This window comes from Leptospira stimsonii, assembly GCF_003545885.1.
In the GTDB taxonomy this organism is placed as follows: domain Bacteria; phylum Spirochaetota; class Leptospiria; order Leptospirales; family Leptospiraceae; genus Leptospira; species Leptospira stimsonii.
The window spans coordinates 179767-200458 of record NZ_QHCT01000001.1 but is presented as its reverse complement, the minus strand read 5'-3'; the positions used below and the strand labels follow the sequence as shown (position 1 = coordinate 200458).

Sequence of the window (20692 nt, the reverse complement as noted above, 5' to 3'; positions counted from 1 at the left end):
ATATAATTCTATAAAAAAGTATAGGCCCAATAAATCAAGACGAGTTGCAATGGAAGTCGAAGGAGAAGGGTCCATTTTGGAGGATCGGTTTTTCTTCTGGATTGATAGTGGTAGAGATTTGCAGGAAAAACTGCGATTAAGAGGAGAATGATTCCCCAAGCTCCGATAGATCTTGTTTCCGGAAAGAAGAGAAGTAAGCCGAGTCCAATTTCGATAAGCCCGCTAATCCAAACAACGAATTTCGGATAAGGAATGTACGGAGGCATGATTCTCAAATAAAACTTCGGAATTACAAAATGAAGAATTCCCGCGAGGATATAGAGAACCGCCATCGAATAAAGGCTGAAAACGATTGTGTCGGGCATAAACCTTTCCTTTTAAAAGAGTAAAAGGTTATACGAGAATCGGTTAAAACCGGATTTTAAAAAAAATCAAATCGTCCTTTTTTCTCTGCCTCGATATCGGTTTCTTTGTTTTCGCATTCTTATTTGAAAACTTCCGATTCTGAGAGAACTGATTTGTTTCTGGCGAAATTCTTCCTTACGATAAGCGTCTTTCTTTTGAAGGAACCGATTTGATTTTAAATTCATAGGCAAAACTCTCCTTGCCCTGGAATTACTCGGCCATTATGGGAAAATTCGATAAAGTACAAGAAAAAAAAGAATCCTGAACATTTTTTTTTCGATTTTATTACTCAGGTTAGGCGAACCGTTTGAAATCTTCTTTGCGTGTATTTTCGTCAAATCAGGTTATAAGTTATGGATTTAAACAAGCCTCTTAAACGGGTGATGACCACAAGAATCGTTACCGTCAACTTGGACGATCCGGTTTCCCGAATCGGGAAGATTTTCGATAATTTGGAGTTTCATCATCTGCTCGTAATCGACGATCAAAAGAAACTCATCGGTGTGATTTCCGATCGCGATTATTTAAAGGCAATCAGTCCTTTTATCGGAACGAGATTGGAAAGGGTTCAAGACGATCTCACGCGGAAAAAAACCGCTTCTCAGTTGATGAGTCCGTTTCTAATTACCGCTTCCGAAGATCAGACGATACGATATGCAATCGAACTTATGATACGCTATAAAATATCCTGTCTACCGGTTATGGATAATCTAGGTGAGATAGCGGGAATCGTTACTACGAGGGATATTCTAAAAGAATCCCTTGTCATTCCCCAGGACTCAGCTTCTTGATTCCGCAATACGAAGCGAAGAAAGATTCGGTTTGGTCTTTTCCGAATTACGAATTAAGGAAATTGAATATTCGGAATAGATACTTTCGAGAGATTCCGCCACTTTTTCCCATGTGCATTCGAGAGCTTTTTTTCGAGCTCTAACTGCCATTCTTTTACGTAAATCGGTTTGATTCGCAAGAAAACAAGACATCTCCACGAATTCCTGTTTTTGTCCGAAACCCGGTAAAAACCCGGAAGAGCCGTGTCGTAAATAAGAACCAGCGGCGGCATATTGATAAGCGACCAAGGCGATTCCGCTCGCCATCGCTTCCAGGACCACGTTCCCGAAAGTTTCCGTCATACTCGGAAAAAGAAAAAGATCACCCGAGGCAAAGTGCCTCGCCAATTCTTCTCCTTTCTTCAAACCTGCGAAAATCAAATCCGGATTCTTTTTTTCTAATGAATCTTTGAGTGGTCCTTCTCCAACCAAAACCATCTTTGCGTTGGGGTTGGTTTCCTGGATTTTACGAAAAGTTTGAATACTCAGTTCGATATTTTTTTCCGCCGCAATTCGGCCAACATACAAAACAACGAGCTGATCCTCGGAGACTTCCCATTCCTTTCTGAGAATCGGATCTCTTTTTGAAGGATGAAAAAGTTTTGCGTCGATTCCTCTGGAAACAACTCGGACATTTTCGTATCCTTGGCTAACCAACTTTTCAACGATATCGTTTGAAGGTGTGAGAGTGATTTCAGTTTTATTGTGAAGATTGCGAAGATACCTCTCTACGAGTTTCCCGGCAAAACCCACTTTATAGAATTGGGTATAAGAATGAAAATTGGTTCGGAAATCACTGACAACTGGAATTCCTAAATCTTTTGCCGCTCTCACCGCGGACCAACCGAGAGGGCCTTCGGTTACGACGTGGACTATGTCCGGTTTTTCTTTTTTAAAATGTCGCTTTAATATCCTCTTCGCAGGAAATCCAAAACGCATATCGGAATACATCGGAATTCTACAACCCGCCATCAAAACTTCACGATATCCTTCTCTCGAATTCTCATTATCGCGGAGACCTTGTCTCGGACGAAAAAGAAGAATTTCGTTTCCTCTCTCAACGAGGTCGTTTACCATTTTATGAAGTGTCTTTGCAACTCCATTGATTTCAGGGTAATACGTTTCCGTTACGATCACGATTCGAAAGTTTCTTTTGGGAGCGATCAGAGAATGGCAAACTTCGACCGATTTAGAATTGGATCTCATATCCAGTATGGTACTGGGATGAGGTTGGGATTCCATTAAGGAATGATTAAATTTCCGTTACAGAACGGATTCTTAGAAATAAAAAAGAAGTAGGGAAGGAACCGAGCCCTTTCGGACTCGCAAAGGAATATCGAATCCGCTATTTCTTTTTTTTGATTTGGGTGTTAGAGGGAGTATTTTTTTTCTTGGAAATTTCTTCCCATTTCGCATTCAACCAGACGGAAGATTCCAACGTTTTACCGTCTGAGAATTTTACTAAATAAGGTTTTCCGGAAACGCTGGATTTAGTACCGATATATTCGATAAACTGTGCGATCGTTTGAATTTTGCCGTCTGTCGCCTTTAATTTGCGTTCCATGTGTTCTCTTGCTTCTTTCGGGTCGTGTTCCGCACCGTTGCGAACAAATTTACATTCGCAGGATTCCAGCGAGTTCATCAATAAATTCAAATCTTTCTGAAATTCGGAAGATTCTTCCGCTCCGATTGAAATGAAGGAGAGCAAAACGAATAACCAAATGCTTTTCTTTTTCATCTTCCTTGTCCTAAAATTGATTCTTTACGATTTATTTCCATTCTTTCGAATTTAAAAGCGATGAACATTAGATCATTCCAAACTTAGATCGGATTCACTTTTTTTGAAAATGAATTTTTGGATTTTAAAACTCTATCGGAGTAAAGAGTGCAAAATGAAAAGTTCTAAATTCGTACGTGTATCCGTTGTCCTTGAACAAGGGACCTCCGAAAGCGAGTCGAAATTTAAAATAACCGATTTTCGGAGTTTCAAAGTAAAACATAAAGGAAAAAACTTGCTGTTTACTGAAACTCACTTGAGATCTGGCGAGACTTCCCAAGGTAATAGCCTCTAGTGGAGTATACGTTCCTGGATGAGCGAAATAAGCGTACATTGCAATCGGATCAGGACGAAGCAATCCTTTGGATGCATAGTAATAGCCGAGCATCTCTAAATTCTTCCCGGTGGAAAGGTTACCGAGGAGATAACTTACCAGCGGATCTCCGCTAGCAGGATTAATATTTCCGGTTAAGAATTGTAAGGTGGAAAGATTGTTTAAGAAGGTAGTACGATTCGTCGTATCTAAAAATAAATAACCTAAACTCAGCGCAGGATCTTGAAAGTCGACCGAGCCGGTCATTTTCACGTTCGCCGGTCCCACTCCCACACCTAAACGAAAAGAATCCGATCCTTCCTTTCCAAGATAGACAATCGGAATTGCCATGGAATAAATTCCCTCTACTCGAGTATTAACGTCTTGTTTTGTGCGATCATCGGAGGAAGCCGAAGAAGAGGAGCCGTTCCCGGATGAGGATCCGGAGGAAGACGATCCGGAAGGCGCATTGATTGGCTTCGGCATAAATTGATTGTTTAGAAAAAAACTAGAGTTGTGTAGAAGGAAATGTACTCCGATATATTCAGAAATTTGAAAGTCTCTTGATTTTACATCCAACATCCAAGTTGTTTTTCCCGGTCCTTCCTGCGTCATTGTAGCATCGTTGCCCTTGCCTCGAATATCCACGGTAACACTTTCTAACGTTACCCCCGGATTGATCGAGAACCACTTTGGTCCTTTTTTTTCGGTATTAGGTTTTTCCCTCGTTTTTTCGTCAAAGGTTTGAATTGCCGGCTTATCGATCACTGGAATCGAATCTCCGTTAGGTGTTTGAACCAAAAAATTCGGCCCAAGATAAAACTCGGATGGTAAGAAAGTGCTTTTCGAATCCGCAAAAGAGTTATTTACGAAAAGAAATAAAAGGATAAGATAAGATGAGAAAAAATTTTTCATATTTATTCTTCAAAGTTATTACTAAAATTTCAAGAAGGAATGGAATTCAAGACGAATACGATTTGAAAAAAAGCTTCCGTCTTTTCAAGTTAAAAAATTTAAGCTTTCACTCTCTCAATTCTTCCAGAGCGTCTTCGAGTCGATCATCGCCCCAAAAAAGTTCTCCATTTGCGATAAAGCTGGGTGCTCCGAAAATTCCGATCTCAGTGGCATGTTCGGTTTGTTTTCGGAGACGATCCTTCACATCTTCATCGGATGCATTTTTTAGAATTTCTTCTGCATTGACGCCAATGTTTTTTAGAATAGGGCCAATGATTTCAGGTGAGGAGATGTCTTGGTCTTTTGCAAAGTTTGCCTGAAAAGTTTCCCGTATGAAAGATGGAATCCAAGGTTGTCCCTCATTCGCAACGACGATTCTGGATGCCAAAAGACCGTTTCTCGGAAAAATACTCGGAATCAAAAAGTTAATCCCGTACTTGCGAGTTCTTCTTTGCATATCCTTCCACATATACTTTCCTTTTGCGGGATAAAGATTGAATGGAGAATCATTCCAACCTTGCTCTTTGAAAATCGGTCCGAGTAAAAAAGGTCTCCATACAATTTTAATTTCTGGATCTTGAATCACTCTTTCGATTCTCATTACAGAGAGATAGGAATATGTGCTCGCAAACTCAAAAAAGAATTCAAAAATTTGCATATACAATTCTCCTTCAGCAATCTAATTTCCGGATGTGGATTCTAATTTCGATTTAAAAAAGGTCCAAATCTCTTCGCCCGGGTCCAGCTCATAGGTAGGGGTTCCCATTTTGATAAAAGGAACTTTTCGATTCACCCCGGGCCAATTATGGCCACCGTCCACGATCTTATAATGAAGAACGGACGTTTTTCCTTTGCATTGATTGTAAGAATAAATCTCTACGCTTGTTCCGTCTTCTTTCTCGTCTTTCTTTTTAATTTCGGGTTGTTTGAGACAGGAATTCCACTGGAGCCATCGATCTATCGAATCTTCTACGCTTAGAATTTCCCCTCCGTCCCTCACATAACCACCGTAATACGGAACAGTGGAATCCTTCGTTCCGTTGATAAAGGCTACCGATACGTTCCCTGAAGGTTCGAAATTTCTGAGTATGAATTCCGAAATCTGTGAGGAAACACTTACTCCCGCGCGGAATCGTTTCGTTTTTTCGATCAACATTCTTTGAGTCATAAAGCCGCCGTTGGAATGACCAAAAATAAAGATCTTGTCCTTATCAACCGGATGAGATTCTGAGATACGATCTATGAGTTTTTCTAAAAAGTGAACGTCGTCTACTTTTTGTTTGTCGGCAGGGGTCGCTCCTCGCCCATCGGCCCAGCTTCGATCAATTCCATCGGGATAAACTACTATAAATCCTTCCCGATCGGAGATCCGATTGAGTTTGGAATCTTCCATGATGTTTCTTCCGCTCCCGAGTCGTCCATGAAGTCCCAGAACTAAGGGAAGTTTCTCCGTTCCTGAATATTTATTTTCCGGTAAATGGATCCAATACGTTCTTTCGATTCCATCTACGGTTATTTTTTCCAATCGGGAACCGTCTTTTGTTTCCGTTCTAAGATATCTTAACAATCTGCATTCCGTTAGGAAGGATAGAAGAGATAAAAAGAATATTAAGGATATAAAATATGTTTTTCGTTTCATTTTTGTTTTTCGAATTCCTCGAGAGAGTTGATTAAAGACTTTTCGAACGAAGTGGAAGGCCAATAGAAAGGAGAGAATGGAATCAGGACCCAACCCCTCCATTGATCCAAAAGTAATTCGTGAACGGATTCTTTCGGAGTTTTTCCCGATTCGGATATTCGATAGGTTAGAATGTGTTCGCTTTTGATATGAAACGGAACGATCCCGAGAGTTAGAAAACTTGCGATCAGATTGAGAAAGTGAAATCCTCTATATTCATACTCTGCTTCCTTTTCTTGAAGAATGATTTCAAGAAGAATGTCCGATCGTTCATCTTCTCGATATCCTTTTTCTTGAAGATTCTTTTTGATATGATTCATCTCCGAGGTATAAAATGTAAATCCGGTAAATTCCAGTCGAAGAGGTTTTCCTTTAGGAATAGAAATGGAATCACGTATGATTGCCGGAGGATGAACGATTCCGATACAGGAAGAAATGAAAAGAACAGCGGTGAATAGAATAATATTCCGTTTCATCTAATATATCGACCTCGAATCTGAAAGAAATTTTTTCGCATAACTAGCGTAGACGAATTCGATTTCATCTTTGTCATCGAAGGGCATTAACAAAAGGGGTATCCAACCGATTGCGAAAACGTTTTCAATGGGATAAGAATATTCTGCGACTTTCTGATTTCGTTTCCATACTTTGAACAGAACGCGATCCGATGATTTTTGAATGATGGGAAAAATAAGAAAAGTTCTGTAAGCGGCGATCCGATTGAGGAGATAGAGAGAAAATTTTCCGGGTTCTTTTTCGAGCATCCAAGAAAGAGGTTGTGAATGTTCTCCGAAGAATAGAGAAAAACGAGGAGCTTTCTCCAAAATGATTTGGATCTTGATTTCGGAATCCTTTTTTGTGTGCACCGAAAGTTTTTTGAATTTTCCGGAAAGATAAAACGTTCTTAAAATTTCCGAGGCGAGTTTTTTACTGGAATCTTCTTTCCATCCGATCAATTCGTAAGTGACTTCCTTTTCCCCATTGGTTTCCAATTTTGAAACAACGGGCGGATCGCCGATGAGAAATGTGGAACAAGATTGAAAGAAAAGAATAATCAAAGAAGGAATTAATTTTCTCATCATTGAGAATAAAATGAAAGGTTTTCCTTTTCAGATCAAGCTCTAAATCCTTTCTTATAGGATGAATGTTGTCTTGGATTCCGATGCGAATGGAAAATGATCTTCTCGGAAGATTATTTTTTAAGAAATTCTTAAATTAAATTTCCCCAAGCATCGATTTGATGATCCACCGCATACAATCCCGGGCCTAAACGTTTCCCTTTTTTACTTTGATCCGCCATACCTAAAGCGGCAGATGCGAGTTGTCCTATGATCGCGTCCATTCCTTCGGTTGGAACGCCGTAGAAAAGAAAGTTGATCGGACTCAAGTCGCTTAACAAAAAGAAGGTTTTTTCGATTTCTTGTCCGTTTTTGTCTACGCAGAATGTTACCTTCCCGCCTTGATCGATTCCGGATTGAGGATCCAGAATACGATCAAATTCTAATCTTACCGGATAACCTCCGATCTTCTTTTCATCTGAAAAAGAAAGGTCGTTGATCCACTGGATCAAGTCCGTGTATTCGGCGGTCTTTGTGGATCCGGAAGAAATGAGAATCTTCGATTTTGTTCCGTTGAGAATCAGATCTTCGAAATGTTCTTTTTTGAGAATGGAGTTTCCAATCACTCCCAAGATTAAATCTCTGGAATAGAATTCTTCCTTAGGAATTTCGTCTATCGTTCTGTAGTTTCGACTTCCGGGCTTTTCGACTTTGAGATCTACTTGAATCAATTCTTGATTGGTTTCGTGCAATCTGGATTCGAGATATTTGCACAAGAAAGTTCCGATGTTTCCCTTGGCGCCGAGAATCAAAATTTTTCGGGAAGAAAGAATCATTCCTTGTCCGTTCAAGATCGTTTCGATCGCGTTTAGAATGGAATACGCGACTTCTTTGGATTCCTCTTTTACCTTTTGATTGGAGATCGCGATGGAGAAGGCGGGTAAAAAGAGTTTTTTATTTTTGTCCTGAACGTTCTTAAGACGATCGTATCCGTTTCTCGTATGTTCGACGGTGCCGACTAACGTTTGAGTCAAAAGTTCCGCGACAGAGATTTTAGGCGCTTCGGTGGGAACGGAATATTCTTTGCAGAGAAACGAAACGTCTTTTCCGTTTAATGCGAAATCATTGAAGAAGGGTGCGACGTAACCTCCGTCTTCCACCAGAATTACTTTTTCTTTTTTCCTATAAGAATCCAAAAGAAGACTAAGAAAGAGATGTCCCGAGAGCAGTTTCATCGCGTCGAAAAATCCGAGTTTTTCTTCTTCCAGACGATCGAAGAGAGGTTTGAGTCTGGATGAATCGCTGTAGAGAGGTGAAATGGAGTAGTAGATTTTATTCTTCGCTCCCACTTTGAGTTGCAGGCCGGACATATAAAAATGATCGGTGGGAACGTCCAGTAAAACGTCTAGATACGCCGCGGGAACAACTCCACCGTATTTTACGAAAGATACCGTCAGATTCTGCGCTCCGAGTCTTCGAAACGCTTCGATCAATGCGACGATCTCGGATGTGATATGGTGAATCAGAAAAACGTTAAATCCGCTCAGATCAAAATTATGATTTTCGCTATTCGCGATCCTTTCTAAAATCGGCATCCGCTTCAGATAGTGATTCAGATCCAAGGTGGTTCTTTTTGCGTTGAAGCTGAAGTTCAAGACCCGATCCAATCGAGAAAGATCGATATAAACGTTGGTTTCTTCGGAAAGTTGAACCTTTACGATAAAACCTTCTTTGAGGTGTTTTGTAATTTCATGATCTTCTAATATTAGAAAAATCTTTTTAAATAAGGGCAGTGTTTCGTTCGGATCCGTTTTTACGATCGATTCCGAAAAGGCCTTGTCCCAAAAAAGACTGATTTGATCCAATTTGCCGAGAGGGGTTTTTTCGATCTGCTCGAAGACTCGAGAAAAAGAACGATTTTCTTCCACATAGGACTTTTCCCCTCTTTGCGCGGCGGAGAGAATTCCATTGTTGATCGCTTCCGCGATCTTTGTGCTTCCTGCGATAAAAATTCTCGAACCGATATCGTCTACGATGACGTGCGGGACCGCGGTTAAATCGATGTTGGCTCGATCGTAATTCTCCACCGTAAGTCGAAAGAAAAATTCTCCCGGTTCTTTTTGATTGGGAACTCTTTCGAGAATGAATTGATAGTCTATGTTTTCGTTCGGGCTTGCGTGATGAAACGGAAAGACAAGCGCAAAGATTCCGGAGCTTTTTAGATCTTCTCCGTAAAACTCAGGATGAATCTTTTTCGCCCAGACCTGTCTCTGAAACGTTCCAAAGACCGTTCTTAAGTGATCCTGAAATTCTTCTTTAAAAAGGAGAATGTCCTTTAATACTCCGGCTCGCGCGTAGATCTGAATGTAGCCGATGTTCATCTTCAGGAGTTCGCTGTTGATGTTCGGATTGATTTTGTAAAAGATCGTTACGTCTCCGATTCCATTTTGCACTTGTTCGAAAACTTCTTCTCCGAGAGTTCGGGAAAGAATGGAAAGGCCCGTAAAAATTCTAAGATTGCGAAGATCCAAATCCCAGATTCCGTCCTTTCCTTCTTTGAGGACGGCGCCGAGAGACGTTTCCGATTCTCTGAGTTTGGAAGAATTAGGCATGTGAAATGACTACTTTGATCGCTTCGGGAGTATGTGCGGTCGTAAAGGCTTCGGACAGTTTTTCCGGTGAAAAGGAATGTGTGATCATGTTCTTTTCGAGCGCTTCGGTTACTTTTTTATCTTCCTGAAGAAGTTTGATCGCGAGGTGAAAATCTCCACAACGGGAAGTGTGGATCGATTTTCCTAAATTCAAAAATTCTAATAGAGGATTCCCATTGGATTCTCCTTTGAAAAGGATCGCGCTTCGAGGACGAATCAAAGAATTCTCGTGTTTGGAATTGGGTCGGATCAAAAGATCGATTTCTTCCGCAGTTCCCGCGATTCCAAGATCGAATCGAGGGACGTGTCCTTGGAAATCTTTCGAAAGAAGAATGGTTTCGGCTTCTTCAATACTTCCGTAATATACTTTGAAATGAGAGGGAAGAGAAATTTTTCCCACACTCGGAGCGACGTAGACGGTTTGATTGGAACGATTTTCCTTTTCCCAGTGAAAGTTTAGATTCTCCTCGCTGAAGGGCAAAAGGGAAAGTTCGTCTACCACGAGTTCGGTGAGTTTTTTGACTCCGAACACTTCCTGTCCGTTCGTGGTTTTCAGATGCAATTCTCGTTTGGAAAGTCGGATCGCACTTTCAAATCCGGAAGTCGTGCTCGTCGTGTCGTAGACGATCGCAAAACGTTCTTTCAGAGATTCTAAACTTTCCTTTCTGAGATCGATCGCTTCGTCCGCTCCAAGATTGAGGGAAAGTTTTAAGAGATGATCGTGTCTTGCGAGTGCTGAAATTTTAAAATCGATTTTGGAAGAAGTGCGATAAGCGGCTAACGCGGCGATGACGAGACTTCCCAATCTTCTCGGACCTAAGACCGCTACGTTATCTCCTTTCTTTGGTGGAGAAGCGATGACCGCTTGCAGAGAAGCGGCAAAGGGTTCGATGAGAACCGCGGTCTTATCGGGAATATTTGTGAACGGTATCGCCGCATTCTGCGGAGCTAAGATATAAGGACCGAATCCGCCGGGGAGTCTGTCGATACCAAGAACCTTTCTTTCCGGGCTGTGTGTTGGAATTCCTTCTTCGCAGAATTCGTCTACGGGATCGTCGCCTCTGGCTTCGAAGGTGTCGTTGATCTCGACAACGTATTTTTGTTTGATTCCGTTCTGTTGTTCTAAGTCTTCTGCGATGACCTCATGTCCGATCACTTGGGGTAAGGGAAAAGGAAGAAAACGTCTGGAGAGATCGGTGGAACAAACTCCGCAGAGTTTGGATTTCAGAAGTTTGTATCCCGGTCCAAGATGAAGGTATTCCTTTCCGTTTCTGGAAATGTCCCAGCCCGTTTCGAGGCTTCCTTCGAACTGATACTTTGCAGTTTCGAAAGAATCGTCCGAACGATAGTCCATAGCGTCAAATTGGATTTTCATACATCACCCTTGTTTAGACAAAGAATCTAAGAATTACGGTCAGTATAGAATGGCGCGGGATTCCGACAAATCCATTCTCAAGCGTTGGAGAATACAATCCTTCCCTTTCTCCAAACTTGAAATTCTCCAGGAGAGAAATGATTCCATTCTTCGTTGGAAGTGAGCGGTTGCGTCGCGATGACCGTGACTCTGTCGCCCGGTCGGGTCACTTTTCGAAAGTCCACGCTGAGATCCGCGTCCAGAAGTCGGGCCCTTCCAAAAGGAGATTTTCTCGTGATCCAAGAAAGTTTTGTGGAACAGAATGCGTAGAGGTGTTTGGAATCGCTAAAGAGAAGATTGGAGACTCCTTTTGACCGGAGTTCCGTCACAAGTTTTAGGACGGCACGAAAAAGTTCGGCTTCGTTTCCGGGGCGTTCCTGGAACATCTTCTTGAGTTTTCCCAGGAGCCAGCAGAACGCGTATTCGGAGTCCGTAGTTCCGACCGGCTTAAAATCACCGAGGGATTCTTCTTTGATCTTCTTAAATTGTCCATTGTGGGCAAAGGTCCAGTAGGAACCCCAAAATTCCCGGACAAAGGGGTGGGTATTTTTCAGTTCCACTTTTCCCCGGTTTGCCTTTCGGATATGACTGATGACGGTTTCGCTTTTGATCGGGAGTTTCCGTACGAACTCGGCAATTTTGGATTCTACCCCGGGCGCGGGGTCGTGGAAGACACGAAGTCCGCTTCCTTCGTAGAAGGCGATTCCCCAACCGTCTTTGTGAGGGCCGGTCTTCCCGCCCCTCTGGACAAGACCCGTGAGACTGAAGCTGATGTCCGTTGGGACATTCGCGCTCATACCGAGGAGTTCACACATTCTTCTTCCTTTTTTTTGTCAGCTTCTAATATATTAGATTAGTATTCGTTAAAACGGATTTGTGCCGTCCAGCGATTTTTTCAAGGATTCCTTGCAGAAATGAGCACGCAACTGGAAACTGAGCGGGTGATTTTGCATATAGATACAGAAACCGGCTGGAGAGGAGGAGAAAGACAACTTCTCCTTTTGGCGGAAGGCCTCAAGAAAAGAAAGATCCCTCAACTCATCCTGGGTAAACCGGGATCCGCCCTGGAAAGCCGTTGTTCCGACCATGGACTTCCGTTCGAAGCCCTCGCGATGAAAGGAGAATGGGACCTCGCCTCCGTGAAGGCGATTCGAGCGATCGTCGAAGAAAGAAAAATTCGACTCATCCACACTCACACAGCAAAGGCACACACACTCGCCCTCTTTGCAAAATCAAAACTTCCGACAACAAAGCTTGTCGTTTCCAGACGCGTTGATTTTAGTATCCGGAAGAATCTATTCTCCATCTGGAAATACAAATCCAAACGCAACGATCTCTTTCTCACGGTTTCCAATAAGATTCGGGAAATTCTTCTGAGAGACGGAGTCGATCCTGCAAAGACGGTTACCGTTCACAGTGGAATCGATTTCTCTTTTACAAAAAAATTACCGGACCCGGCGCGTTATAAAAAAGAATTCTCGATTAAAAAAGATACTATCGTAATCGGGAACGTAGCCGCGCTCGTAGATCACAAAGATCAAAAAACTCTTCTTCATGCGGTCGCAAAGATCGATCCTTCTAAAAATTTCAAACTTCTCATTCTTGGAGAAGGAGAACTCAGGAAAGAATTGGAAGACCTTACTAGTTCATTAGGAATTTCTGATAGAGTTATTTTTACCGGATATAGACAGGACGTTCCGGACATTCTTTCCCTTTTTGATATTTTTACTCTGACATCCAAAGAAGAAGGGCTCGGAACTTCGATTCTCGACGCGATGGCGGTGGGTCTTCCGGTCGTTGCAACCAAAGGTGGAGGAATCGGGGAAATGCTTACTCACGAAAAAGGAGCTTTTCTCGCCGAAGTCGGAGATTCCGATGCTCTTGCAAGATATTATGAAATTCTTATAGATGATTTGAAACTCAGAAAAAATTTCGGAACCTTCAACAAAGAATCCGTAAAAAGATTCTCCATCAAAAATACGATCCGTAAAACGGAACTCGCATACTATTCTTTCTTAGGGGAAGAACTTTTCGGAGCAACAGAATGAAACGTCTTCTCATCATCGACGGACACGCCTTCGTATTTCGCGCCTATTACGCGTTTGGCGCCTCCAATCTTACCAATTCCAAAACCGGAAAACCCAGCGGGGCTACATTCGGTTTTTTTAAAATGCTTTTTAAACTTCTTCAAGATTACGCGCCGACTCACGTAGCGATGACCTTCGATCCGGGCGGACCTCTCGAAAGAGGAAAAACCTTCGAAGAATACAAAGCTAATCGAAAGCCGATGCCGGAAGATCTCCGTCCTCAAATCAAAGAAGTGATGGAAACCCTTTCCAATATTGGATTTAGAGTCCTCAAAATGGACGGACACGAAGCCGACGATATCATCGGAACTCTTTGTGAAAACTACAAGGCCACCGCAAAAGAGATTCTGATTTTCTCGGGCGATAAGGATCTCTATCAACTATTAGAAAAGAAGAATATAAAGATGCTTCGAGGCAAAAAGGGAGTCACCGAATTCGTAGAAATCGACGCGGGTTGGGTCAAGGAAGAATTGGGAGTCGATGTAAAACAAATTCCGGATTATATGGGAATCGTCGGAGACACTTCGGACAACATTCCCGGAGTCAAAGGAATCGGAGACAAAGGCGCTTCGAAACTTCTTCAGGATTATAAAACCTTGGACGGGATTTATAAGAATCTCGATAAGATCAAAAATCCTTCGATGAAAACCAAACTCTCCGAACAAAAAGAGAACGCATATCTTTCCAAAGCGCTCGCGACGATCAAACGAGACCTTGATTTAGAAATCACCGAAAAAGATATCGAGACCCCGGATTACAAATCGGACCAGGCGATTCTTTATTTTAAATCGCAGGGATACAACGCGCTTTCCAAGGACCTCGCGAAGTCCGCGGGAAAAGAAGTTCCTAAGGACACGGAAGTGTCCGAAACAAAAGACGAAACTTCCGTTGTTCCTGCGGGAGAGAAAGGAAATTATAAGTTCATCACAAGCGTGGACGAACTTTCGAAAGTTTGCAGAGGACTTTTGAAATCCAGAATTCTCGCGGTTGATACCGAGACAACTTCTCCCAATCCGGCGATGGCTCAACTTTTGGGAATTTCTTTTTCCAATCAGGAAAAAACCGGATTCTATGTTTCGGTTAAGAATTCCGCATCTTTGTTTCAGGAAAAATCTTTGACTTTGGAAGAAGTCAAAGAACACCTCGGACCGGTTCTTGCGAGCGAGGTCCCGAAGGTAGGACAGAATATAAAGTATGATTTGATCGTATTAGAAAATCATGGTTTTGTGTTAAACAACATTCAGTTTGATACGATGTTGGCTTCTTACGTTCTTCAGCCGGAAGGAAGACGTCACAACATGGACGCTCTCGCAAAGGATCTTTTGAACTACGATACGATCACGTACGACGATCTCGTCGGGACCGGCAAAAAAAAGAAAGAACTGACCGATATCGATCCGGAACAAGTCGCGGAATACGCCGCCGAAGACGCAGACATTACATTTCGACTTTATCAGGTTCTCAGAAAATCGATCAAGGATTCCGGCGTGGAACCGATTCTTCGGGACATTGAGCTACCTCTGGTTCCGGTTTTGGCAGAGATGGAAAAACACGGGATCGCGTTGGACGTTCCTTACTTTGAAGAACTTGCAAGGGATTTTGATCGCGAGATTCGCCACTTGGAAAGTGAAATTCACAAACAAGCGGGCGCTCCGTTTAACATCGCTTCTACGAAGGAACTTCAAAAAATTCTTTTCGATCAACTTAAACTTCGAACCGTAAAAAAAACTCAGACCGGTTATTCCACCGATCACGAAGTTTTGGAAGAATTAGTCGGGGAACATCCGATCATAGAAAAACTTTTGGAATACAGAAAATATACGAAGCTCAAGTCCACGTATGTAGACGCGCTTCCGAAGATGGTCAATCCCAAGACGGGAAGAATTCATACGAGCTACAATCAGACGATCGCGGCCACGGGAAGATTGTCTTCCACGGATCCGAACTTGCAGAACATTCCGATTCGAGATCGAGAAGGACGTTTGCTTCGGAAAGGATTTATCGCGGGTTCCAGTGACTTTGAAATTCTCAGCTTGGATTATTCTCAGATCGAGCTAAGAATCATGGCCCATGTTTCCAAAGACCCAGCGATGCTCGACGCATACAATCACGGTCTTGACATTCACAGAAGAACCGCGTCTGCGCTTTACGGAGTTCCGGAAAAAGAAGTCAGCCCCGAAATGAGGGACAAAGCCAAGGTCGTCAACTTCTCCGTAATCTACGGAGTCACTCCTTACGGTCTGAGTCGCAATCTTAGAATTTCTCGAGACGAAGCAAAGTCTTTTATTGAACGTTATATGACACAGTACCCTGGCGTAAAAAGTTATATGGACGAGATGGTCGCCTTTGCGGAAGCAAACGGTTATGTTCAGACTCTTACGGGAAGGCGTCGTCCCGTGACTGATATTCATAGCACGCATAAGTCCGCGAAAGAAGCGGCCAAAAGAATAGCGATCAACAGTCCGATTCAAGGAACGAGCGCCGATATGATCAAGATCGCGATGATCTCGATCCATAAGGAGATACAAAGCCAGAAATTAAAATCGAAACTGCTCTTGCAAGTTCACGACGAATTGGTTTTTGAAGTTCACAAAAAGGAAAAGGATGAATTCAAGGCTTCCATGAAAAAGCACATGGAAAGAGCGATGCCTTTGGACGTTCCGATTCTTGTGGAGGGAAAGTTCGGAGTCAATTGGGACGAGGCTCACTAAGCGCCTTTGCATTTGACTAATATTGAGATTTGGCTCCGGAAAAAATTCGTAAGGTCCCAGTCGTTTCGACCCATACAGCTTTTTGAGGAAAGCCATCCGAGGAAGCGATTTTGAAACTCGCTTTCGATCGAGGCCCCTTCGTTCCCTAAGGAATGCAATGTTCGTGTTCGATCGATTCTAAAAGAATTTTTAAAAAGAATACGCAGTTGAATCGAAGAATTCTGCGGAGAGTCATGAATAGAATCTTGATTGAAAATTACCGTTTTCTTGCAGTTCATTCCAGTTCCTTGATTCAACCTTGATCCAAACGTCTGCGTCTGGCGGTTCTGCCTTATGAAAGGTATCTGCAATTTCTTTCCGCAGAGAAATAAAGGACTTTTTTTTGCGAAGAACGTATTTTCAATATTTGTTTGTCTGATTTGTTTTAGTTCCTGTACCCTCTGGCCCATTTTGACGGCGACGGCTCTTACTAAACGGAGCGATTCCGATTCTTCCTCCATTCTACTTTTAATGTTATTGGTTGGAGCTCCCACGTCAGAGGACGGTAACTCAACCACAGCGAACGGTTCTGGCGCTCAAACTTTTACCTGTGGATCTTCCGGATGTACGATTTTTTTATCAATGGGAATCAACGGGAACTTAGGAGGGATAACCGGTGCGGACACACATTGTGTGACCAGCGCTGTGGCACAAGGCGCTCCCGGAAATACAGCCAGTTATAAAGCTCTTATCATGACTGACAATGGGTCCAGAAACTTGGCCTCGTCTTGGGTGCTCTATCCAAACACTGTCTACCGAAGTATGAACAATGGCAACTTGGTGATCACTACGACGGACGCGAACGGACAATTTCAATTTCCTCTCTCTGCAGGAATTACGAGCCCCGGCGGAAATGCTGTCTATACAGGCATCGATACGACGGGAGCGAGCTGGCTTCCAAAGACCGGGGTAAATTGTTTGAATTGGACCGATAATACAAATCTTGTATCGGGTTGGATTGGAATAAGCAATGCACCCAATCAGGAACTCGATTCGGGAGGTTCTTTTACGTGCGATCAATCCCTCGTTTTATATTGTGTACAAAGATAAACGCTCTTCCGTTCGCGAAAAAGGAAAAAATTTATTTCCAATCGATTGGACAAAGAATTTTTCCCGTTCTAAAAGGATTTCATAGCGGAAGAAAAAAATATGGAATTGGAAGGGATGAAAGCGAATTTTCTTTGGAACATTTCGGTTTGCTAAGGCGATGTGTTCCTTTTGTGGGGACGAATCAAATCTCTTATACTTTACATTTATAATTCATAATATCAATTTACAAATTCCTATTTATTGGTCGTTCATTCCCTTTTTCGGAATCAACCTTGATGTAGGAATGAGCGACTAACTGTTGGATATTATGAATTGTATCCGCAATTTTTTATCGCGAAGCAATCGAGGATTCCTGGCTCGGTTCGTTTCTGCGACGTTAGTCGTTATATTCTCATTGACTTCCTGTACCTTGTGGCCGATTCTCACTACCGTTGTTGTTTCGAAACCAGAATCCGAAAATTCTTCTTCTCTTTTTTTACTTCTCTTGGCGCAAGGCAGTAGTTCCTCAGATTCTACAAATGGAACTTCCACTTCTAGTCCAGGACAGGTAACCTGCGCGGCGACCGGATGTTCTCTTTTTCTAACTCCCGTCTCGAATGGAAATTTTGGCGGAGTTTCCGGTGCCGATACAAGTTGCGCGGCTCAAGCCGCCGTGATCGGAGCGCCGGGTAACACAACCGGTTACAAAGCGTTTCTCATGGCTGAGGATGGTACGAGAAGTCTAACGACGTCTTGGGTCCTGTATCCCAATGCGAATTACTATAGTATCGAGAACAGTAATCTATTGATATCAACCACAGATGCGAACGGACAATTTGCGGCGACTTTAACAAATGAAATTACGCCTTCTGCAGGGTTAGCCTATACGGGCATAGATACGAGCGGGGTCACCTGGATACCAAGGACTGGACAAAGTTGTGTTAACGCGGGCGCTTCTTGGACGAGCACAAGCGCAGGAGTTACCGGTTGGGTGGCGAATCCTAATTCGCCCGGCATAGAAATAGGAGGGGCCGGAACTCTCACGTGCGCCACTGCCGCGTCGATTTATTGCGTTCAAAGGTGATGAAAAAGGGTGAGGTTGTCTGTGTTAAAAGTAAATTATATAATTCTGATATTCTTTTGTGTCTCGATAACCTTTTGTCAACACGCAAGAGTGGAAGTTTCGCCGATCGCAAATCAGAAAAAGAAAACCGAATCGAAAAGAGAGCGGATTCTCTTAAAACAAAATTATTACTTAATGGGCTTGCTTCCTCGGAAAATCGAATATGAGGAAGCAAGCGTCTGCCCGGAACGAGGAATCAAAGAGATTCATCAATATTCTTCTTTTTCTAATATTATTTACGAGCAGTTGACGCTTGGTATCTATTCACCACGTTCACTGGAAATTTTTTGTCATTGATACGATGTTAAGAATGAACCAAAAAAATGGAAACGATCTCTATTTGTGGGGATTATTCGTCGGATTCTTTACTTTAATTTTGAATTGTCATCAGACCGTCGTCATTCCTTCCAAATCGCCGCGTCTTGGGGAGTCGATTAAGGGAGTAAACTCCATTTCCAGAAGTTACATTCTCGGATACTTTGAAGGAAGTTATTCAAAGGCGGAATGTTCAGAGGGAATCGAAAATTTTAGAATTTTTAGAAGTATTTCGGACTTCGCGATCCATATATTTTTCGGAGGAATTTATGAGACCAGAAGTGTAGAAGTGGAATGTTCTCGTCCGAAATTGGATTTTACTTCGATTCAAAAATCCAGTTCTATGATTTTAAATGGCGTTCATTTCGATTCGAACTCGGATAAGATTTTAAAGGAGTCATATATCATTCTTGAGGAATTTTCAAAATATCTGAAAGAACATTCAAATATTAGAATATTAATTTTATGTCATACGGATCTCAATGGAAACCAAAAAAGAAACGATTCACTTTCTTTAGAAAGAGCTTCCGCAACAAAATTATTTTTGATTTCAAAAGGAATCGAATCTCCTCGTATGGAAATAAAAGGTTTGGGATCTAAGAGGCCTATGATCCGCAGTTTGGATGATCGAGCTTCTTCGCTTAACCGAAGAATTGAAATCCAGGTCTTGAATGGGAAAGAATACGATGCGATTTCAAAAAAGAAAATCGAAACCGAGGACGATTCGACGGAAGGTTACACAACGAAGATTATCTTTAGAAACGGCACTACTTTAAACGGAAATGTTATCAGTCAAACGGCGCAATCGATCCAGTTGGAAAGGAAGGGAGAGGTTCAGGAAATCGCGAAGGACAAGATTAGGAAAATAGAATATATTCGCAAAAAATAAGCGAAAATTCAGCTTCGAAAAAAGTTTTTTTACGAGATTGAACTTGATAGGAAAGCGCACCGATGTTTCTGGAGTATTCAATCTTCCCGCAAATTGACCGAATTGTCGATCTTTTTGCAGGCCTCAAGGAGTGGGCGAAGGTCTCAGGGGTTAGTAAAAACGTCTTTTGGACGGGAATTGTCTTGGTTTTATTTTCAATTTATAAATCAGGAATAAAAAACAATAAATTGTTTCCTAATTTTGTCTTACCAAATGTTCTAAAATGTAATAAGAGTTGGGGTTGTAATACGTTTTGAGGATCTTCAATGCCAAAAGAGAGCAAAGTTATAATTTGGAAGTTTCGTTTTAGGAAAATGCAAATTCAAATAGGGAAATACCTTCTCGTATTTTCCGTTTTACCGTTTTTCCATTCTTCGTGTACAGTGTGGCCAGCAATTACAACTTTGGCAACGACTGAGTCGAAAAAGGCGGACCAAAATAGCTCATTCCTTTTACTCCTTTCCGCGGGTACCGTAAGTATCATCCAGAATACGGTTTCCAGCGAAACAAATCCAGGAGTTGCACCTTGTGCAACGAGCGGGATAGGATGTGCCTTGTTTTTGTCCACACCGATGGCTAACGGTGGAAACTTTGGCGGAGTTGCCGGAGCGGATGCACAATGTGCGAATGATGCCATTGGGAGAAACGCGCCGGGTGTTTCATCGGGATCTACGTATAAGGCTCTGATCATGTCCGAAAATGGAACGAGAAATTTAGCATCAAATTGGATTCTCTATCCGAATACCATTTACTATTCGCTCGAAAATTCCAACCTAAGAGTCGGAATTACGAATGCGAATGCTGAGTTGCCGGGTGTGTCTGATAATAGCCTAACTGGAGGGTCGTTCACGGTTTTCACCGGAATTTCCAAAGGACCTCCTTGGGCGCCTTTTCCGGGATACACATGTTCTTCCTGGACAGTCGGAACTGGAGCGCCTAATTATGGTTTGGTGGGCACTACGGATATTGCTAACAGTTATATCGATAGCGGTGGGGGAATTGCCTGCGACTATATCTACAGCATTTATTGTGTACAAAGATAGTTTTATGCGTTCTATTTTCTTTCGTTTAAAAATTCTTACTTTGATTTCGAGTTTAACGGCGCTTCCTTTGTTTTATTGTCAACACGCAAGAGTGGAAGTTTCGCCGATCGCAGAACAGAAAAAGAAGACCGATTCGAAAAAAGAACGGATTCTCGTAAAACAAAATTATTACTTAATGGGCTTGCTTCCAAGAAAAATAGAATATGAAGAATCGAGTATTTGTCCTGAAAGAGGAATCAAAGAAATCCATCAGTATTCTTCTTTTATGAACGTTTTGTTTGAGCAAATGACTTTGGGAATTTATTCTCCGCGTTCCTTGGAAATTTATTGCTACTGA

The 20692-nt window shown here is 42.3% G+C and carries 20 protein-coding genes; 9 read left to right on the top strand and 11 right to left on the bottom strand.

What is annotated here, in order from left to right; translation table 11 throughout:
• Nucleotides 1-8 precede the first annotated feature (8 nt).
• Nucleotides 9-365, bottom strand: coding sequence for a DoxX family protein (locus DLM75_RS00935; protein ID WP_118966695.1), 357 nt, complete (start codon nucleotides 363-365; stop codon nucleotides 9-11).
• 393 nt (nucleotides 366-758) lie between these two features.
• Here DLM75_RS00935 and DLM75_RS00930 point away from each other — a divergent pair, with 393 nt between their 5' ends.
• Nucleotides 759-1196 carry a CBS domain-containing protein gene (locus DLM75_RS00930; protein WP_118966694.1) on the top strand — a complete coding sequence of 146 codons (438 nt, stop codon included), beginning with the start codon at nucleotides 759-761 and terminating at the stop codon, nucleotides 1194-1196.
• Here the strand turns inward: DLM75_RS00930 and DLM75_RS00925 are convergent.
• From DLM75_RS00925 to DLM75_RS00880, 10 genes are all read right to left on the bottom strand, one after another.
• On the bottom strand, nucleotides 1185-2477 hold the full coding sequence (locus DLM75_RS00925) for a glycosyltransferase family 4 protein (protein WP_241547796.1): 1293 nt from the start codon (nucleotides 2475-2477) through the stop codon (nucleotides 1185-1187). The genes DLM75_RS00930 and DLM75_RS00925 overlap by 12 nt on opposite strands.
• Nucleotides 2478-2580: 103 nt before the next feature.
• The gene (locus DLM75_RS00920) at nucleotides 2581-2973 is read right to left on the bottom strand and encodes a YfeK family protein (RefSeq protein WP_118966693.1); all 393 of its coding nucleotides are present in this window, start codon (nucleotides 2971-2973) and stop codon (nucleotides 2581-2583) included.
• Nucleotides 2974-3097: 124 nt separating this feature from the next.
• Nucleotides 3098-4126: a hypothetical protein gene (locus DLM75_RS00915; RefSeq protein ID WP_241547795.1), complete on the bottom strand. Its 1029-nt coding sequence runs from the start codon at nucleotides 4124-4126 to the stop codon at nucleotides 3098-3100.
• A 220-nt stretch (nucleotides 4127-4346) separates the two neighbouring features.
• Complete coding sequence (locus DLM75_RS00910) at nucleotides 4347-4937, bottom strand: 2-hydroxychromene-2-carboxylate isomerase (RefSeq protein WP_118966691.1); 591 nt, start codon at nucleotides 4935-4937, stop codon at nucleotides 4347-4349.
• Nucleotides 4938-4958: 21 nt separating this feature from the next.
• Entirely contained in the window at nucleotides 4959-5918 is a 960-nt protein-coding gene (locus DLM75_RS00905; RefSeq protein WP_158586424.1) for a CE1 family esterase, read from the bottom strand.
• Nucleotides 5915-6433 carry a hypothetical protein gene (locus tag DLM75_RS00900; protein WP_118966689.1) on the bottom strand — a complete coding sequence of 173 codons (519 nt, stop codon included), beginning with the start codon at nucleotides 6431-6433 and terminating at the stop codon, nucleotides 5915-5917. The genes DLM75_RS00905 and DLM75_RS00900 overlap by 4 nt, the downstream gene beginning before the upstream one ends.
• On the bottom strand, nucleotides 6434-7039 hold the full coding sequence (locus tag DLM75_RS00895) for a hypothetical protein (protein ID WP_118966688.1): 606 nt from the start codon (nucleotides 7037-7039) through the stop codon (nucleotides 6434-6436).
• Between the two features lie 128 nt (nucleotides 7040-7167).
• Complete coding sequence (locus tag DLM75_RS00890) at nucleotides 7168-9627, bottom strand: hypothetical protein (protein ID WP_118966687.1); 2460 nt, start codon at nucleotides 9625-9627, stop codon at nucleotides 7168-7170.
• Nucleotides 9620-11041, bottom strand: coding sequence for an MDR/zinc-dependent alcohol dehydrogenase-like family protein (locus DLM75_RS00885; RefSeq protein WP_118966686.1), 1422 nt, complete (start codon nucleotides 11039-11041; stop codon nucleotides 9620-9622). Before DLM75_RS00885 ends, DLM75_RS00890 begins: the two co-directional genes overlap by 8 nt.
• Before the next feature lie 77 nt (nucleotides 11042-11118).
• Nucleotides 11119-11895: a class II glutamine amidotransferase gene (locus tag DLM75_RS00880; RefSeq protein WP_118966685.1), complete on the bottom strand. Its 777-nt coding sequence runs from the start codon at nucleotides 11893-11895 to the stop codon at nucleotides 11119-11121.
• Between the two features lie 126 nt (nucleotides 11896-12021).
• Here DLM75_RS00880 and DLM75_RS00875 point away from each other — a divergent pair, with 126 nt between their 5' ends.
• The 8 genes from DLM75_RS00875 to DLM75_RS00825 all read left to right on the top strand — a co-directional run bounded on the left by DLM75_RS00875 (nucleotide 12022) and on the right by DLM75_RS00825 (nucleotide 20692).
• Complete coding sequence (locus DLM75_RS00875) at nucleotides 12022-13128, top strand: glycosyltransferase (RefSeq protein ID WP_118966684.1); 1107 nt, start codon at nucleotides 12022-12024, stop codon at nucleotides 13126-13128.
• Nucleotides 13125-15878: a DNA polymerase I gene (gene polA, locus DLM75_RS00870; protein WP_118966683.1), complete on the top strand. Its 2754-nt coding sequence runs from the start codon at nucleotides 13125-13127 to the stop codon at nucleotides 15876-15878. Before DLM75_RS00875 ends, polA begins: the two co-directional genes overlap by 4 nt.
• Before the next feature lie 333 nt (nucleotides 15879-16211).
• Entirely contained in the window at nucleotides 16212-16967 is a 756-nt protein-coding gene (locus DLM75_RS00860; protein WP_118966681.1) for a DUF1554 domain-containing protein, read from the top strand.
• Nucleotides 16968-17274: 307 nt separating this feature from the next.
• Nucleotides 17275-18030 carry a DUF1554 domain-containing protein gene (locus DLM75_RS00850; protein ID WP_118966679.1) on the top strand — a complete coding sequence of 252 codons (756 nt, stop codon included), beginning with the start codon at nucleotides 17275-17277 and terminating at the stop codon, nucleotides 18028-18030.
• Between the two features lie 9 nt (nucleotides 18031-18039).
• A complete protein-coding gene (locus tag DLM75_RS24930) occupies nucleotides 18040-18366 on the top strand; it encodes a Bor/Iss family lipoprotein (RefSeq protein WP_429945406.1) in 327 nt (108 codons plus the stop codon).
• A gap of 13 nt (nucleotides 18367-18379) precedes the next feature.
• Nucleotides 18380-19273: an OmpA family protein gene (locus DLM75_RS00840; RefSeq protein ID WP_158586423.1), complete on the top strand. Its 894-nt coding sequence runs from the start codon at nucleotides 18380-18382 to the stop codon at nucleotides 19271-19273.
• Between the two features lie 353 nt (nucleotides 19274-19626).
• A complete protein-coding gene (locus DLM75_RS00830) occupies nucleotides 19627-20355 on the top strand; it encodes a DUF1554 domain-containing protein (protein WP_158586422.1) in 729 nt (242 codons plus the stop codon).
• Nucleotides 20356-20359: 4 nt separating this feature from the next.
• Nucleotides 20360-20692, top strand: a complete 333-nt coding sequence (locus tag DLM75_RS00825) for a Bor/Iss family lipoprotein (protein ID WP_118966674.1) — start codon at nucleotides 20360-20362, stop codon at nucleotides 20690-20692.

Bases quoted from the DNA above. Each gene is read 5' to 3' on its own strand.
- DLM75_RS00935 (WP_118966695.1), bottom strand. From the start codon at position 365: ATGCCCGACACAATCGTTTTCAGCCTTTATTCGATGGCGGTTCTCTAT.
- DLM75_RS00930 (WP_118966694.1), top strand. From the start codon at position 759: ATGGATTTAAACAAGCCTCTTAAACGGGTGATGACCACAAGAATCGTT.
- DLM75_RS00925 (WP_241547796.1), bottom strand. From the start codon at position 2,477: ATGGAATCCCAACCTCATCCCAGTACCATACTGGATATGAGATCCAAT.
- DLM75_RS00920 (WP_118966693.1), bottom strand. From the start codon at position 2,973: ATGAAAAAGAAAAGCATTTGGTTATTCGTTTTGCTCTCCTTCATTTCA.
- DLM75_RS00910 (WP_118966691.1), bottom strand. From the start codon at position 4,937: ATGCAAATTTTTGAATTCTTTTTTGAGTTTGCGAGCACATATTCCTAT.
- DLM75_RS00905 (WP_158586424.1), bottom strand. From the start codon at position 5,918: ATGAAACGAAAAACATATTTTATATCCTTAATATTCTTTTTATCTCTT.
- DLM75_RS00900 (WP_118966689.1), bottom strand. From the start codon at position 6,433: ATGAAACGGAATATTATTCTATTCACCGCTGTTCTTTTCATTTCTTCC.
- DLM75_RS00895 (WP_118966688.1), bottom strand. From the start codon at position 7,039: ATGATGAGAAAATTAATTCCTTCTTTGATTATTCTTTTCTTTCAATCT.
- DLM75_RS00890 (WP_118966687.1), bottom strand. From the start codon at position 9,627: ATGCCTAATTCTTCCAAACTCAGAGAATCGGAAACGTCTCTCGGCGCC.
- DLM75_RS00885 (WP_118966686.1), bottom strand. From the start codon at position 11,041: ATGAAAATCCAATTTGACGCTATGGACTATCGTTCGGACGATTCTTTC.
- DLM75_RS00880 (WP_118966685.1), bottom strand. From the start codon at position 11,895: ATGTGTGAACTCCTCGGTATGAGCGCGAATGTCCCAACGGACATCAGC.
- polA (WP_118966683.1), top strand. From the start codon at position 13,125: ATGAAACGTCTTCTCATCATCGACGGACACGCCTTCGTATTTCGCGCC.
- DLM75_RS00860 (WP_118966681.1), top strand. From the start codon at position 16,212: ATGAAAGGTATCTGCAATTTCTTTCCGCAGAGAAATAAAGGACTTTTT.
- DLM75_RS00850 (WP_118966679.1), top strand. From the start codon at position 17,275: ATGAATTGTATCCGCAATTTTTTATCGCGAAGCAATCGAGGATTCCTG.
- DLM75_RS00840 (WP_158586423.1), top strand. From the start codon at position 18,380: ATGAACCAAAAAAATGGAAACGATCTCTATTTGTGGGGATTATTCGTC.
- DLM75_RS00830 (WP_158586422.1), top strand. From the start codon at position 19,627: ATGCAAATTCAAATAGGGAAATACCTTCTCGTATTTTCCGTTTTACCG.
- DLM75_RS00825 (WP_118966674.1), top strand. From the start codon at position 20,360: ATGCGTTCTATTTTCTTTCGTTTAAAAATTCTTACTTTGATTTCGAGT.